Origin of the sequence: Mucilaginibacter kameinonensis (assembly GCF_003675385.1) — a bacterium.
GTDB classification, from domain to species: domain Bacteria; phylum Bacteroidota; class Bacteroidia; order Sphingobacteriales; family Sphingobacteriaceae; genus Mucilaginibacter; species Mucilaginibacter kameinonensis.
Genome location: NZ_RCWZ01000002.1, coordinates 869,772 through 887,753, shown reverse-complemented (window position 1 = coordinate 887,753; position 17,982 = coordinate 869,772). Strand labels below are relative to the sequence as shown.

Sequence of the window (17,982 nt, the reverse complement as noted above, 5' to 3'; positions counted from 1 at the left end):
TGTGTTATTTTCTGATATCAAGTGCATGATCGGCAGGTGCATCCTGTCCGCTCCAGATTTTTACAGCTGTCCATGGTTCATCGGCGTCGGCCCAGAACGGGTCTGTTTCAGGCAAGCCCAATGGAACAAAAGCGTTAGCGCAGAAATACAGACTGCCGGTTGTGATATAAAAATCGGCCAGACCGGGCTGTTTGCCATATAACCCCATATTAAGCCAGCCATCGGCAGTAAAAGTTTGCGGCGCACCTAATGTTTTTTTGATCATGGCCGTCAGCGCGCACCTTACCTGCGCAGGTTTAAGGCTTTCAGGCAATTGTTTTTTGTAGGCGATATTGGCTAAATGATGAAAAGCGCCGCCACGATAAACTATTGAGCGACCAATGGCAGGGTAACTGCCATCAGCATTAATAAGGCGCTCCAACACTTCTGCATATCGCTGCCCTATGGCCAATTCGCGCTGCAATTCACGTGTATAATTTTTCTTTTTAGCGTTAACTTCTTCCAGTATGGTGCTCAGGTTTGGATGAATTACAATACTGTTATAGTAATCAAGATGAAAGCTCATACCATCCGAATACATGCCATCGCCAACATACCAGTGTTCAGTAAATTCGCGGATACCAAATTCAACCCTCACCGGATCGTATCCCAGGTCATATTTACAAAAAAATGCTTCAATCATTCCCGAAAACAAGATCCAGTTTGAGTAAACCGGAACAGTTTCGCGGGTAGCTTTCATTACCTCGACAACTTGTTTCTTGGTGGCTTCATCAAGATGTTCCCATAACCAGGGGCTCCTTACCAGTGCAAAAGCTACAAATGAGGCGTCCACCAACGGCTGCCCCCCCTTCCATTCCAGGTAATCTTTCGCCTGCGGATTAACCGCGTTAGCGATTGCCTTTAACGACCATTCCCTGTATTGCTCACGAAGTTTCACTTCGGCAGCATCCCCGCTTTCTAATTGTAACCAGGGGGCTATGCCACTTAATGTGCGGCCAAAAGCTTCCAGATACCCCACTTTTGCCCGGCTTTCTTTATTGTCGATCTTATCGGATAACTGCATAGGCATTTTTTCCTTAAGCTGATCGGCAGCAAGGTTGCTGATCACCGGGCGGGCTACCTTATCCATGTAGCTTAGCCACAATTTTCTGTCAGATATCTGAGAGGTTTTTTTATTGCTTTGAGCCGATGCACAAAACGGGATGCTTAGTAGTAAAAAGTAAATTATGAGCTTTTTCATCCGGGCTATTTTTCAGTTGCGTTTTATCAATATTGAGCTTAGTAATTAATCTTCAAGGCTTCCATTCCAATACCTGCACATTAGTGGGCTGTATGCTGGCCTTCCCTTCACCATCAACCTGGGTCACCTTTTGTACAAACAGGCTCAGCACTTTCTTATCTTTCCATAGTTCGGTGTCATAAGTGGGCTCCCACTCTCCCACCGATTCAGAACTTAAATCGCTAATCTGCCAGTTTCCACTTTGCAAATCGTTATTTACAGCTACAGAAACGTTATCGCCACGTTCGGTATCTCTGAAAATAATGGCGGCTAACTGCCTCCCTCCTTTATTCCAGGCAATAATTTGTGGGCGGGATATCGGGATCCGTTTAGTACCTGTTCCACCAAGACTGAATGCCGTTTTCCTGAAACCAAGACTGGCTGATTTCCAGCTATCGCCTATTTTATAAACCATATGATACTGAGGTATGGTGGTACTGCTATCGCGCCAGTAAGTAGCAATGAAAGGATTACCCTGATCATCGGCAAACATAGATGTTTGATTGATGAGCTCGCTATGCTGTGGTATTCTGCAGGCATATTCTGCATTGGCCGCATTAATTGGCAATGTATATTTTTCGCCGGTAGATTTCTCCCAGGTTAAGCCGCCATCGTTTGAGCGGGCATAGCACATGTCATGATTGCTTGCCACATCCGGTGTTTCGCGCCACACCCAAGAAATATGGATAGTTCCTTTTTTATCGATACACATTTGCCAGTAGGCATTGCGTTTACCTTCGCCATCTATAAGGTTTTGCTGTATGTTAACCCATTTTTTTGAAGCTACGCTATACCTGTTCATCACCAGGTTACCATTCCCCGAACCACCATCGCGGTAAACAAACAACAGATCGCCTCCGGGCAGGCGATAAAACTCGGGATAACTCACCTTGTTTTCGGCAATGCCTGTCATGTTTTGTTTTGCCGATAAAATAAGGCTGCCGGGCTTAATGCTTTTAGCATAATTCAAAGCCTGATTATGATGGCCCCAGGCAACATGTAAATAACCGGCACCATCAACCATAATGCTAATATCCTTATGGGCATCGGCTGCATCGGCTTTATATTGTGTTGTAACGGTTTGCCAGTTAGCCGAACCGGTCTTCCTTTTAGCCAATACCAATACCTGATCGTTATTGTAATAGGCCGCGTACTGTTCACCCTTAAAACTAACCAGTGAGTTTTTGCGGAATACAACCGTATTAACCGAGTTATTTGCCCATGCCGGGCCGATGGTAGTAGTAACCTTTTCTGTTTGAGCAGATACCATGACAGTACCTCCAAACAGGATACAGATAAAAAGCAGCGATTTAAAAAGGTATGGCTTCATAAATAGTAAAAGTAAGGGCAATAACTACTGCCCTTACTTTTTATTTGTGTTTTAATTAATAACCCGGATTTTGCTCCAGTACTGCATCTTTATTTAGCTGTATTTCTGATAGAGGAATAGGCAGCAACATATTTTTATCGGCCAAGCCGGTTGTAGGATGTTGTGCATCGCCAGAGTTAAGGCGCAATGAGCGCTCAACCAGGGTTCCGGTACGCATCAGGGTTTGGCGGCGATTTTCTTCACCGATAAGCTCCCTTGCACGTTCATCTAACACAAAATTAAGCGTCATCTGATCTGCAGTTACCTGTGGTGCATTAGCCCGCGTTCTCAATACATTGATCGATGCAGCGGCATCTGCAGTTTTGCCTTGTTTAACCTGTGCTTCGGCAAGCAGCAGGTAAGTTTCGCCTAAACGCATCATGATAAAATCTTTGATCATAGCATAACCAAATGTATCGTTAGGATCAAAGGCGCCCCATTTAGTAGTGCTTGGACAGATCTTATATAAAGTATCCGGACCACTGAACGGCACCATTTTTCCGTAATTGGCGTTTGCCGGGTCGTTATAGTAATAGCGTCTTTTGATGCTGTATTGCGAGTTACGCATGTCGCCGTTAGGATATAAGCCATACAAAACCCAGTTACTCAACCTGAGCCTGGCAATACTACGGCCACCCAATGAGTCACAAAGTACCATACCATTAATATTATAGTAAGCAGCACCCCACACACGGCGTTGCTGGGCATTATCGGTATTACCACCAACTACAGAGCTTGGGTTTTCCTGCTCCAATACCCAGATGGCTTCAGAGTTGCCCTGCGCGCGTCTTTCGTTGCCATACACAAACATATCTGAATAATAATCGCCTGTACCGCCTGCCCTTACACCGTAACGCGCTTTGATCAAGCTGAATTTGCCGCTGCTTATCACAGCCTGTGCCTGTTGTTCGGCCAGGTCATTTTTGCCCATGCGTAAGTAAACCTCTGATAAAAGCTGCATAGCCATATATTTATTGGCCCTGCCAACAGGTTTACCCTGAACATTTAATTTTGAGGTACCTGCATTCAGATCGGATAGATTGGCGCTTGCATACGTAAGGTCGCTAACTATCAGACTATTTACATCATCAAGCGATGCGCGTGTGAAATTGGTTTTGGGAGCCGTAAGTGGCGCTGTAACCAACGGAACCTTACCAAATAAAGTTACCAGGTTGTTATAAGCATATGCCCTGAAAAACTTAGCCTCGGCATCAATAGCACTTTTACCTTTTGCACCAAGCTTAGTATTTGAAGGATCTTCAACCGAAGCAATAATGATGTTAGCATTATTGATGAGCGAATAATATTTACCCCAGATGTATGACGCTGCCCCATCGTTTGAAGTAAGCTGGGCGTAATTATAATAAGGAACTTCAATACCCTGCTGGTTGGCGGTAGCGTTGGCCACATCGGTACCTACCTGCCAAACGCTTGGCCAGCCTTGCGCACTTGAGTAGGTTAAAATGGTGCTTTCGTAGTTGTAAAGACCTACAGCCGCTGCCTCAAAACCCAATGAATCATTAAGGGTTAGCGGGGTATATGATGAATATGGCTTTTCGTCCAGATATGATTTTTTGCAGGAAGCAAACGCGGTAATAAGCACTGATATGGAAACCAATATGATTGAATACTTTTTCATGTGTTTATGTTTTATCAGTTTATTTTAATGAAATATTAGCGCCAAAAACAAAAGTGCGCGTTACAGGATAGTTGTTGGTCCAATCGCCTGAACCCCTGGTTGAGTAACTATTTTCAGGATCCCAGCCAATCCACTTGGTGAAAGTGTGCAGGTTACGACCGCTTGCATAAAAGGTTAAGCCATTTAAGTGCAGCTTATCCAACAGGTTTTGTCCTACTACATAACTAAAGGTCACATCCTTGATGCGGGTATAGCTTGCATCGCGCGGGTATCCGTAACCACGGGTATTGGTATAAGCCAGCGATTGGAATGAATTATTGTTGTTGGTTGGTGTCCAGTAACCAATTTCGGCAGGGGTATTCCTTCTGCCTGATTCATCAGCATAGTTTAAATCGGCATTATTACGCATCATACCTTGCGCTGTTTGAATAAATATGCTCAGATTAAATTGCTTGTAGTGGAACGTATTGGTGATACCGCCTGTCCATTTTGGAGTAGTTTGGCCTTGTATCACGCGGTCATCGGCAGTAATTTTACCATCACCATTTGTGTCAGCAAATTTAAGATCGCCTGGCTTTGCTCCCGGATCTTGTTTGGAAGCATCTTCGCCTGTTTGCCAAACACCGGTCATTTTGTAATCATAAATTACGCCGATGGGTTTACCAATGAACCAGCGGTTACCCAAATCATCTTTGCCATCGCCGTACAGACTAACAATCTTATTACGGTTAAGCGCATAAACGATGTTTGATTCCCAGCGGAAGTTTTTACCATCAATATTGCGGGTATTCAGGTTAACCTCTAAACCCTTGTTGGCTACTTTACCAATGTTGTCCCAAACCTTTGAATAACCAGTTATTAGCGGAAGGCTTCGTTGTAGCAAGAGGCCAGAAGTACGGGTATTATAAGCATCAACCGAACCACTGATACGGCTACCCAGCAAAGCAAAATCAACACCAACGTTTGCACCAGTAGTGGTTTCCCAGTGCAGGTTAGCATTACCTAAATTATTGGCCTGCACACCGATTGTACTTACACCGTTAAAAGGGGAACGTACCGTTCCGTCAAGCGTGATGGTTTGATAAACGCTGATCGCTTCGTTACCTGTTTTACCGTAAGAGCCACGAAGTTTTAAGCTGTTAACGATCTTTGAGTTTTTCAGGAAGCTTTCCTGGTCGATATTCCAGCCCAAAGCAGCTGAAGGGAATACGCCATACTTGGTGGTATTTGCACCAAACACCGATGAACCATCGCGGCGGGCAGTAACAGTAACCAGGTATTTGCCTGCATACGAGTAATTAACACGGCCCATTTGCGAGTTTAATGCGTACCTGTCTGAATATGATGACGCGGTTTGTGTGGCACCTGCACCCAGGTTATTGAATGAAAGCTCATCGTTAACAAAGCCAGTTGCGGCCGCTGTTGATGTAAAATACCTGCGGCGTTGTGCACTGTATAAGCCCGTGAAATCTAAGTGATGCTTACCAAAATCACGGTTGTAGTACAACAGGTTTTCGATAGTATAAGTATTAGTTTCAGAGCTTGCCGCGCTTGCGCTGCCGAGCGGAGTATTGGCCAAACGGCCGCTGTAGCTATCAACCCTTGTAGGCAGGTAGGTGTAGCCCGCATTTAAACGATATTTTAATCCTTTTAAAACACCACCAAATTTCACTTCAGCATAGCCATTACCGTTAAGGTTTACACTGCGGTTTATCTGATCGGTGGTTAAGCCTAATAAAGGGTTAACATATAATTGCTCAGGTGCCATCGGGTAAATAGTATAAGTGCCATCGGCATTATATTCGTTACCATAAGGGCTCATCGCGGTAGCGTTTAACAGGTTAGCGCGGCCACCATCATAGTTATTGTTAGCGAAGTAAGATGACATACCCACCGTTAAAAAGTTGGTTACGTTGATATCCAGGTTTGAACGGATACTTACCCTGTTGTATTGGTAGCCTTTTACCACACCCTTTTGTTTCAGATAATCACCTGATACATAGTATTTAGTATCGGGGCTGCCGCCTGATATGCTCAGGTTGTGATCCTGGATGACGCCAGTTTGTGTAACTTCCTTTACCCAATCAATAGTTTTGCCTGCGGTATAGTTTGGTAATTCGGTATAGTTAGGTACCGGGCTTGTTTGTTTTTGGCCGGTTTGCGACATGTAGTCGGCATATTTTTGGATATATGCGGCAGGGTCACGCGGTTCGAGCATATGCGCTATGTTTTCTACACCGGCATATGCGTTATAACGGATAACCGGTTTGCCACCATTACCTCTTTTTGTAGTGATAAGGATCACACCGTTTGAACCGTTGGTACCATAAATGGCCACAGCCGATGCATCTTTAAGCACCTCCATCGACGCGATATCATTTGGGTTGATATCATTTAACGAGCCACCACTTTTGCTAAGTGGGATACCATCAACAACAATGTACGGACCAGTACCCGCGTTGATTGAGTTTTGCCCCCTCACGATAGATGAAGGCTGAGCTCCAGGTACCGAAGATGTAGTTGTGATATTTACACCTGCTACGGCACCTTCTAAAGCCTGCAATACGTTGGTTACCGGTAACTGCGATAAACGTGCCTTAGGTACAGACACTACAGCGCCAGTAACATCCGAACGTTTTTGCGTGCCGTAACCTACCACCACTACCTCGTTAAGTTGCTTGTTGCTATCCTCAAGTACGATGCTCAACGTGGTTGTATTTTTAGTAACCACAATGGTTTTGGCAACCATGCTAACAAATGAGATCTTTAATGTGGATCCTTCGGCAACTTCAATTTTAAAGGCACCGTTAACATCTGTTGTGGTTGACTGGCTTGTACCCTGAATGTTTACTGTTGCACCCGGGAGTACGTTGCCGGTAGCGTCTTTTACAACGCCTTTTACATTAATTTTTGTTTGCGCCTTGGTCGGTAGGGTAATGCCCATCAGCATTATTATCGCAAGCAATACGGAAAAACTGTTTAAGAGAGTAAATCTATATTTCATAATTTAATTGGTTTATTGGGTTCATTTTTCATGTGTTTTTTAATCATAATCCAGACTTATCCCGGGCGGTTTAATACCACAGCAGGAGCCATCCCCTTGCGCGTTTTTGAAATTTCCATAGCATTGGTTATCGTTTATAATTTGCAGGCAATAAAATATCAGTGCTGATTATTCCCTGTTGGTTGAGACGAAATAAGCGGAATTTGGGATTGCGAGAGAGGGGTAAAACTATAAATTGACGGGGTCAAAATATATAAAAATGCCCCTTTTTGAGAGAATTTGTAGAAAACACGATAAAATAAGTGTTAAAATAACCTTTATTTTATTTTCGATGTTTTTTATAACGAGGACATGCCGATTGATTGAAGAAGGATTTTATTTAGCTGAGCTTTTTTCAAACTCGTTCATCCGGTAGGAGATTTGAAAACTGGCGCGGTGTTTTTTGATGAAATCGGAAGGGTTAGATCCGTACTGTTTGAAGAACTGCTCGCGGAAGTATTTTACATCGCTAAAGCCCACCTGGAACGCGGCCTCATTAACGTTGCAATTGGTTTGGATGAGTAACTCGGCAGCTTTACGCAGGCGCACAAAGCGGATAAAATTATTTACAGACTGCCCGGTGATACTTTTCAGGCGTTTAAATAATGTTGGATAACTGATGCCTATCTCTTTAGCCAGTACATATACATCAAACTTATCATCGGTAAAATAATGTTCGATCACCGAAATACAGTTATTCAGGAAGTCCTTATTTTCCTGTGAGATACTGCGGCCGGCGCTCTTTTTCGTAACCTCTTTATAGAAGTAATTTTGAAGTTCAATCTTATTACGCAATACACTTTTTACCCTGGCAATAAGCAATTCCTTATCAAAAGGCTTACGCAGAAAGTCGATAGCACCTTCTTCCATGCTTTTTAGCATGATATCGGGCGTTGTATCGCCGGTTAGCAGGATAACCGGGATATGACTTATAGCCTGGTCCTCTTTTATGATCCGGCAAAGATCGAGCCCGCTCAGGCCATCCATCACAATATCGCTTACAACCACATCGGGCATGTGTTTCTTAATCAGTTCGAGGCCGATACTGCCATTTTGAGCTTCAATTACATTATACCCCGGCGTGAAGATCTTTTTGATGTATGCACGGATCTGGTCGTTGTCGTCAATCACCATAAGCGTATGCCTGGCAGAACTGAAGAGTTCTAAAGCGCTTAACTCACCCTCCTCCGGTACAACTTCCTTATTATCGCCATCAATAAGCTCGTTTACGTAAGTATAATCAGGCACAACATCATCCACAATCGTGTCGCCTGCAAAATGGGCTTTACCTTTTGGTAGGGCAAGTACAAAGGTAGTGCCGCCATCAAGGTTATTGGAGTAACTGATATTGCCTTTATGGTTCTCAATAAAAACCTTAACCAGGTATAGACCTATACCAAACCCTTTTCGGAAATAGTTTTTGTCCTTTGCCTGGTAAAATTTATCAAACAGCCTGTCGCCTACCTCTGCGTTTATACCTATGCCGTTATCAATTATTTTAAAATACACCTTATTATCGTCCTGCTCAATAATGATATGGATGGTACCATGATCAGGAGTAAATTTTATAGCATTTGAAATGAGGTTAAACAGGGCAATTTCTATTTTCTCCAGGTCGCCGTATACTTCTATACTTTCCCCTGCCCCCTCAATACTGTAGTTAATATGCTTGATTTTAGCCTGCTGGATAAAGCAGGAATAAACTTCATTACTCAGGCTCACAAAATTCAGTTTACTCACTTTCAATGATGCGTTTTCACTTTCAGTTTTCCTGAACAGCAATAAATGATCAACCAAACCAAGCAGGCGGCGGGCATTCCGGTAAATGGTGCTTAACTCTTCTGTGTTGCCTTTACTTTGATTCAGAAGGTCTTTTATCGGGTTAATGATCAGCGTTAGCGGCGTCCTGAATTCGTGCGATACATTGGTAAAGAACGTCAGTTTCTTTTCGTTAAGCTCTTTTTCCTTTTCAACCTGCAGGTTTGCCAGTTTCACTTTAAACCGAAGCCTTGCCTGATTTACCCTGTAATTATAAAAGATGTAACCTACAGCAAACAGGATTGTTCCGTAAATGATATAAGCCCACCACGTGCGGTACCATGGCGGTAATACGATGATTTTTATGGCGATAGGTGGCGCAGCCCAGCGGCCTTCTGTATTGGTGGCCTTAATCCGGAGGGTGTACGTACCTTCATTAAGTCGTGAAAAATACGCCGACTTTAATTTACCTACATAGTTCCACCCATGATCCCAGCCTTCCAGGTAATAGGCATATGATATTTTATCAGGAAATGAGTATTCAAGCGCCGTATAGCTGATATTCAAGGTAGCCTCACTAAAGGGAATGGTTATTTTTTTAAGCTCATTTAGTGGCTGCTTTTGTGCGTACGCACAATCCTGCTCAATGGATACATTGTTTATTTTAAAATCTGACAGCATCAGGCGCGGCTGGTGCGCGTAGGGAGCAATGCTATCCGGCGAAAAAAGGTTAAACCCTTTTATACCGCCAAAAAGCATTTTACCTGATGACAATTTAAGGGCCGCATTGTAATTGAACTGGTTGCTTTGCAAGCCGTCAGAAGCATTGTAATTGGTGATCTTTTTAGTAGTGACATTAAAATTAGAAAGCCCGTTGTAGGTACTGCACCATAAGTTGCCGCTGTTATCTACCAGTATATTCAATACCGTATTGCTCGGTAGGCCTGCCGATTCTGTGTATCGTTTATACTGTTGGGCATTAGTATCATACTGAAGTAACCCGCCGCCTTCTGTACCAACCCAAAAGTTATTCTTGTTATCTTCGATAATTGCCCTTATAGCCTGACCTATAAAATAAACCTGGTGCTTTTTATGCTCAACATCAATTTTAATGAGGCTGGTGTAATTTCCGGCCCATAAGTTACCGGCATGATCTTCAAAAAGCGCGTGGATGTTTACCAGGCTGTTATCAAAAAGTTCAAACTGATCTTTAGCCCTATTATACAAAAACAAAGCTCCTCCCCAGGTACTGCCGGCCCAAAGGCGGTGCTGCGAATCCTCGTACAGTTTCCAGAAATTCCGCTCTTCCTTTTTTTCTATTGGGTTGTAGCAACTGTAATGCTTAAACCGCTTTGTAGCATTATCAAAAGCATCAATACCGCCGTTAAAGGTTGCTACCCATATTTTGTTGGTATAATCATTTAATATACTAACCACAAAATTACTGCTGATGCTTCCGCCACCGTTTTGATGCTCGTAGGCCGTAAAGGTGTTGGTTTTGGTATCCCAATAATTTAAGCCGCCGCCATCAGTACCAACCCAAACATTATGGAGTTTATCTTCACAAAACGACAAAATGAAATTATTGATGACACTGTTTTTATTAAACACATCATGCGCAAACAAATGGAATGATGTTGGTTTGCGGTCGATAATGTTTACCCCGCCCCTCAATGTCGCTATCCAGATGCGGGATTCATCATCTTCATAAACGGCATCCACCGCGCCGCTGCGCAAGCTATTGGGCGTTTCACCTGCCGTAATATAGGTGATCTGATTTTTGGCCGGATCCCATACTTTGATGCCACCACCGTTTGTGGTAACCCAGATATCGCCATTTTTTGTTGTGGCGAGGCTGAAGATATTGTTATTAGTTAATTTATTAAGCCCTATATCAAGTTTGGCTGCTTTTTGGGCGACAGGATCGTACATAAATAATTCGTTGCCCCAGCCTGCTATTACTTTACCTTTTCCGTCAATGGTCATGCAACCCGAGTTAGCAAGTTCAGGCGCCACTATTTTTATCCTTTCAGTTGCTACGTCATATTTACCCAGCCCTGCACCACTCACCAGCACCCAAATGGTGCCCTGTTTATCCATCCGGGCAGCGAGCGTATTAAACCGCTGCTTATTAACATCGTACAGGATCTCTTTACCAATAGTATCAGTTTTTCCGAATTTTAAAAACCCGTAAGTTCCGTTGGTTACAAAGATATTGCCCTGCCTGTCGGCTACTATTTCATTGATATTAAACCCAATCTTAACCGGCTCATGTTTTTCATTGTAACAATACATGGGATGAAAGCGCGAATCGGCATAATCAAAATACATCAGACCTTTTTCTGTCCCCACATATATTCTTGCACCGCAGGCATTTATGGATTTAATGTGGTTGTTAACCAACGAACTTTTATCGCCCCATATATTCCTGAAAACTTTAAACGAGTAGCCATCATAGCGGTTGAGGCCATCATAGGTCCCCATCCACATAAAACCGTATTGATCCTGCGTTATACAGGTTACCGCGTTATTTGAAAGACCATCTTCAATGCCTAAATATCTAACCGGAAAACCAGGGCCTTTTGCTAAGGCTACCCAAGAAGAGCATAAAAAACAAATAAGCAAAAAGGCCTTTAATCGCTGAAACATTCGCCGCAAAATCAATAACTGGTTACCTCCAAAGATATCAAAATGCATCTGGCTTTAATTAGCGAATTTTATCCTGTTTGAACGCTGGAGAGGATACAATATAACAAAAGCATAAAAACAAAATTCCTGTTCGGCAAACAATCAAAACGTGTGGAGAAAATACCCGTTCAATAACGACATATAATTAACAAATAATTATATTTGGGCATATTATAAACCGGTTCTTAATAAACATTTATTGCACCATGGCCCGCCATTAAAAGGTAGCGAAGGATTTAAATTATACAATGACACCTGTATATTTAAAGTGCGCCATACTATTTATTAAAAGCTTTTGATTAAACGTTTACCAAAGTTGACTAAGTATTTATTCGTTTTTTATTTGTGCCTGTGGGCGCCTAACCTGCGTGCGCAAAACATACTCAGGGTTGATAAAAATGTTCAGCAACATAAGTTTACCCTTAACGAGGTAAAATACCTTCAGGATAGTTCGGGCAAGTTAAGCTTCCAGGATATCCAGGAAATGGGAGCATCCTTTACCGAAAACAGCTCCTATTATCCCAGCAATCACCATAAAAATTCAACCTACTGGTTCCGGGTGCGTATGTACTTTACCGAACCTATAAGCAGTAACAGCATTATTGAGCTTTTTGACCAAACAACCGACGAAGTAACCGCTTACATGCCCGATAAATCAGGCAGCTATACTAAAAGTGAGTCGGGGGCTAACCTTGATTTCAGCAGCAGGCTTTTTCACCATAAAAACTTCGAGTTTTTAATTGGCGATACACAGCCCGGTTATCATACCTATTATTTCAGGGTAAAATCGCATAACGCGGTAAATGTGATCATAGTTTACCGTACCATCAATTACTTTATTCATTACGCGCTTAATGAGTATTTAACCTATGGGCTGTTTTATGGGATGATCCTTATTTTCTGTTTCCATAACCTGCTCATGTTCCTGGCGGTAAAAAAGAAACAGTACTTATACTACGTATTTTACATTTTAAGTGTAGGCCTGTACGAAATGAGTGCCGATGGCATTGCCTTCCAATATTTATGGCCCGAAACACCAGGTTTAAACCATTACGGCAACGGCATCTCGTTATATTTTATCAGTATTTGCGCTCTGATATTCAGTAAAGAATTATTACAGGTTAAAACAAAGGCACCTCAGTTTAATAGGACCATCAATTATGTAATCCTGCTGCGCTCTGTTTACTTCTTGTACTGCCTGTTTTTCAACAAATCATTGTTTGTATACAAGTTTGTTGAGGTGATCCCGCTATCGCTGGCCTTTGCTACCGGCGTTTATATTTACAAAAACGGCTACAAACCGGCACGTTTTTTTGTGCTGGCCTATCTGGTATTATTTATAGGCTTTATTGTTAAAGCCCTTAGCGCCCTTGGTTATGCCTACTTTTTACCGGCCCCGATAAGCTATTACAGCCTCAGTTTCTGTTTTATTATTGAGATGGTGCTGTTGTCATTTGCCATTGGCGATCAGGTACGTATTCTCCGGAAAGAAAAGGATGCCGCCCATGAAGAAACCATAAGACAAATGCACCTGAACAGCCAGTTACAGGATTCGATTAACGAAGAACTGGAAAAACAGGTCCGGGCCCGCACACATGAACTGGTTGCCAAATCAGACGAAGTAAGACAGCAAAGCCTGATTATCGAAAACCAGAATAAAGAACTACTGGACGCTAACCTGCAACTGGAAAAACAGGCCGGCGAGATACTGCGCATGAACGTTTTACTTGAAAAGGACAACGTTCAGCTTAAAACAAACATTGAAAAGGTTACTGAATCGCGGGCATTATCTACCGAACTGGACTATGAAGAATTTAGCGCCAAATACCCCGACCAGGAAACCTGTTTTAAATTCCTATCTGCTTTAAAATGGAAAGATGGTTTTGTTTGTACCCGCTGCTCAAACACTACCTATTGTGCGGGAAGATTGCCGCACAGTCGCCGGTGTACGAAGTGCAGCTATGAAGAATCGGCCCTGCATAATACTATATTTCAAAACAGCAGGATTCCCATTAACAAAGCTTTTTATCTTACTTATCTTATCTACAGCACTAACGGCACCATCTCATCGCATCAATTATCCGAAAAGCTTGATATCCGCCAAAGCACTTGCTGGACTTATGCCATCCGCATAAAAAAAGTACTACAGGAAAAGAAAAAATCACGAAAGAAGAATGACCAGCAAGGCTGGACAATGTTGGTGATGTGATAGGTTGGCCTTCATCTGTGGAAATTCGCTGTCCGTAGAGTCTTACTTCGGACAACGACACAGAATCTACGGGCAGCTTTATAAAACTATGTCATTGCGAGCGCAGCGTGGCAATCTCGTAGCCAATGCATGTTCGCCTTGTAGAGCTACGAGATTGCTTCGTCGTTCCTCCTCGCAATGACATATTTGTTTACCGTTGCTTGCGTTCTTCGCTGTCCGTAGACTCTGTCTACGGACTTTTTATGCCTGTAGTCTCTGACTACAGGATCAGGTATCGCCAGAAACCCATTCATTCATCTTGCCTGTAGTTGCAAACTACAGGCATAGTGCATTCGTAGACAGAGTCTACTGACAGCGGTAAACGAGATAATTGCAATACCCTCTTTCCCTACCAAAACCCCATTTCCGGCATAAAAAAGCAGATTACAACCGTCTACCACTCCCCTCAATTGTCATTTTTTAAAATATTTTTACTTTTTTTTCTTGTTCACAAAGCGTATCAGCTACAAAACCGAAGCAGGTGTAACCCGCTGTAAATACGCCACTTCAACGTTTGAGTTCCTCGTTATCAAAACGTATCAAAATTGATTTAATTATCTTAAAATCAATAACTTACATAAGTTCACCCTGTTGCATTATTGGTTTATTCCACTTTAAATTTACCCCACCAATTACCAATTAGTAATACGCTTAACCAACAAATCACCTATATGAAGTAAAGATCGCGCTACGGCATTTACCTGCATCGCTATTGTGTAAACCAGGTTTCCCTTTAGCTCATTCTGGCAGCAATGGCTGCTTAACCAACTAAACAGCAATAAATTATGAAGAAAAAAATTACGCTAATTTTTGTTTTACTTATTACAATACTAACACGGACGTTTGCACAGGACGTTACCGTGAAAGGTATTGTTAAAGACAGCCAGGGTCTGCCAATACCTGGCGCCACTGTAAAAAACAAATCAACAGGTGCCGTAACAGTTACGGATGTAAAAGGTGGCTATTCAATTACCGCAAACAGCAACGCGACGCTGGTATTTAGCTTCGTGGGTTCGGCTACACAGGAGCAACAAATTAAAGGCCGCACAACAATTGATGTAACACTGGCCGATGCCAATAAACAACTGGAAGAGGTTGTAGTGATAGGCTACGGCACACGGGCCGTTAAAGACGTTACCGGTGCCATAAGCAGTGTTAAGGCTGAAAAATTAGAGAATGAACACCCGGCCAGCACTACCGACATTATCAGGGGTAACATTCCTGGTATTTCGGTTGGCTTGAATACAAGCGCCAAAGGCGGTGGTACAGGCGATCTGCAGATAAGGGGTAAAGCTTCCCTTTCGGGCAACGTTCAGCCTGTTATCGTATTGGATGGTGTTATTTATCCTGGTCAGCTGGCTGATATCAACCCTAACGATATCGACCGTGTGGACGTACTCCGCGACCCAAGCGCGCTTGCCGTATACGGTGCGCAATCTGCCGGTGGCGTTGTAGCTATTACTACAAAAAAAGGTAAAAAAGGCGGCACGCAAATCACCTTAAATGCCAACTTCGGTATTGCGCAACTATTGCAAAATCAAAAATACTACACCGGCGACGGCTTCCTGAACTGGCGTGCCGATGGGGCCCGCAGTTCCAACACTTCAAACCCCTATTACTACTATAGCAATCCTAACAAGCTGCCGGATGGTGTAACGCTTGCCCAATTCCTTAACGGAGCTACAGGCGACCCAACTACCATCTGGCTGCAACGTTTAGGTTTATTCCCTAACGAAATTACCAATTACCAGGCTGGTAAAATGACTGATTGGTCGAAACTGATATTCCGCAATGGCTTCCGCCAGGATTATACCGGTAGCTTCTCCGGTAGTTCAGAAACAGTTAAGTACTACGTATCGGGCAATTATACCAAAAACCAAAACCTGATACAGGGCGGACAGTATACCGACGGCCGTTTCCGTGTAAACCTGGAAGGTAAAGCCGCCAAATTTTTGACGCTTGGTGTAAACGCCCAATTCGCAAGCCGCGATGAAGGCGCAGCCAGCACGCCACTTAGCGGACAAGCCATAGACGCCACTGAAGCAGACTGGACGCAGATCATCAACTCATCACCTTATGGCGATATGTACAATGCTGATGGCTCTTTGCGTCGTATTGATACTGATGACAGTGGTTTGAACCAGCGTAACCCTTTCCTGGGCAATCGCTACAATCAAAACGTGGCTGTGCAAAACACATTATTCTCGGTACTTTTTGCCCGTTTGGATCTTCCATTTGGTATCAAGTATACGGTGAACTATGCACCAACTATCGAGTCGTACAGGAATTTCTTCTTCCGCCCCGTAGCTAACCCTAACGAGCTTTCAGGTGGTACTGCCATCCGCACGCAGGAAAACCGGTACAGGTACAACCTGGATAACATTTTAAGCTGGAATAAATCTTTTGGTATCCACAGCTTTGATGCAACCTTCCTGCTTAACAAAGAAAAATACCAAACCTGGTATACCAATGCTTCAAACACTCAATTAACCCCTACCGATATTTTGGGTTACCACAACATTGGTGCAGGCACCTTACCTGTTGAAAGCAGCGACGACCGTATTTATAACGCCGACGCGATCATGGGCAGGATTAACTACACCCTGTTAGGCCGGTATATCCTTACTGCAACTGTACGTCGTGACGGTTTCTCTGCATTCGGTTTAGAACACCCACGCGAGGTTTATCCTTCAGCAGCCGTGGCATGGGTATTTAGTGATGAAAGCTTTATGAAAGGCGACGCCTTTAAATGGCTTGATTATGGTAAATTACGTTTCAGCTACGGTGCCAACGGTAACCGTACATCTACCACCACTGCCGATCCTTCTATCTCATTAGCGGTATTAGGCGGTATTAAATATCCAACCGCAAACAACTCCGGTACAGTTACCAATAACAGTGGTATTTATGTAAGCACCCTGCAAAACGCGCAGCTGAAATGGGAACGTACTGTAGGACCAAACATCGGTCTTGACTTCACCATACTACACAACAGGCTTAGCGGTTCGATAGATGTTTACGACCGTAAAACTACCGACCTGCTTGTTAAACGCAGTATTCTTGACGTTCAGGGCTATAACTCGTCTGGTGATTTGCCGGGTGGTGCCAACAACTCCAACCCGTATACCAACATCGGCCAGGTTAATAACAAAGGTTTTGAGATCTCATTGGATGGCAAGATCATGAAAAGTGAAAACTTTAACTGGAATGCCAGCGGAACTTTCTTCCTTAATCGCAACAAAATTGTTCACCTGTATGGCGCATTCCCGGTTACTGATGCTAACGGCGTTACTACCAATGTAGAAAAAGATGATATCGGTAACGGCTGGTTCATTGGCCATGATATCAACGCTGTATGGGATTACAAGATCCAGGGCGTTTGGAAAACAACCGAAGCTGATCAGGCCGCTAAATACGGCGCAAAACCGGGTGATTTTAAACTTCAAGATGTTAACGGCGACTTTAAGTTTACCAACGATGACAAACAATTCTTAGGCTCACAAAATCCAAGCTTTAGCTGGTCGTTACGTAATGATTTCAACATATTCAAACATTTTGATGTATCGTTCCTGCTGGTATCAAGCATTGGCGCATTAAAACAGTATAATCAAGCCTTAAACAATCCGGGGAGCGTAGGCTTTGCACGTATGAACTCATATGTATTGCCGTATTGGACACCAGATAACCAGATTGATGATTACGCCCGCTTAAACTCAGGTTCATCTGGCACTACCATCAACGTTTGGCGCAAAGCTTCATTTGTAAGGCTGCAAACAGCTTCTATCGGCTATACTTTCAGCCCGCAATTAATCAAACGCCTGGGTATCTCAAGCGCCAAATTATTTGTGAACGCAAGCAACGCCGCCGTGTTTTCAAGCTGGCCGCTTTGGGACCCGCAAAACGGCGGTCCTACGCCAAGATATTTATCAGCCGGGTTTAACGTAGTTTTTTAAAGAAG

The 17,982-nt window shown here is 43.3% G+C and carries 7 protein-coding genes; 2 read left to right on the top strand and 5 right to left on the bottom strand.

The annotated features are described in order from the left end of the window. Window positions 1–4: 4 nt before the first annotated feature. The 5 genes from EAH55_RS10600 to EAH55_RS10580 form a co-directional block, all read right to left on the bottom strand. Window positions 5–1,240 carry a DUF2264 domain-containing protein gene (locus EAH55_RS10600; protein ID WP_121809596.1) on the bottom strand — a complete coding sequence of 412 codons (1,236 nt, stop codon included), beginning with the start codon at window positions 1,238–1,240 and terminating at the stop codon, window positions 5–7. A gap of 52 nt (window positions 1,241–1,292) precedes the next feature. Beyond that, complete coding sequence (locus EAH55_RS10595; RefSeq protein WP_121809595.1) at window positions 1,293–2,609, bottom strand: BNR repeat-containing protein; 1,317 nt, start codon at window positions 2,607–2,609, stop codon at window positions 1,293–1,295. A 55-nt stretch (window positions 2,610–2,664) separates the two neighbouring features. Further along, a complete protein-coding gene (locus tag EAH55_RS10590; protein WP_121809594.1) occupies window positions 2,665–4,287 on the bottom strand; it encodes a RagB/SusD family nutrient uptake outer membrane protein in 1,623 nt (540 codons plus the stop codon). 19 nt (window positions 4,288–4,306) lie between these two features. Continuing rightward, entirely contained in the window at window positions 4,307–7,291 is a 2,985-nt protein-coding gene (locus EAH55_RS10585; RefSeq protein ID WP_121809593.1) for a SusC/RagA family TonB-linked outer membrane protein, read from the bottom strand. Between the two features lie 375 nt (window positions 7,292–7,666). Beyond that, window positions 7,667–11,737: a hybrid sensor histidine kinase/response regulator transcription factor gene (locus EAH55_RS10580; protein ID WP_162996821.1), complete on the bottom strand. Its 4,071-nt coding sequence runs from the start codon at window positions 11,735–11,737 to the stop codon at window positions 7,667–7,669. 355 nt (window positions 11,738–12,092) lie between these two features. On the opposite strand from EAH55_RS10580, the gene EAH55_RS10575 reads away from it, so the two are divergent. Then, entirely contained in the window at window positions 12,093–13,985 is a 1,893-nt protein-coding gene (locus tag EAH55_RS10575; RefSeq protein ID WP_208644823.1) for a 7TM diverse intracellular signaling domain-containing protein, read from the top strand. A gap of 824 nt (window positions 13,986–14,809) precedes the next feature. Beyond that, entirely contained in the window at window positions 14,810–17,977 is a 3,168-nt protein-coding gene (locus tag EAH55_RS10570) for a SusC/RagA family TonB-linked outer membrane protein (protein WP_121809591.1), read from the top strand. Window positions 17,978–17,982: the final 5 nt, after the last annotated feature.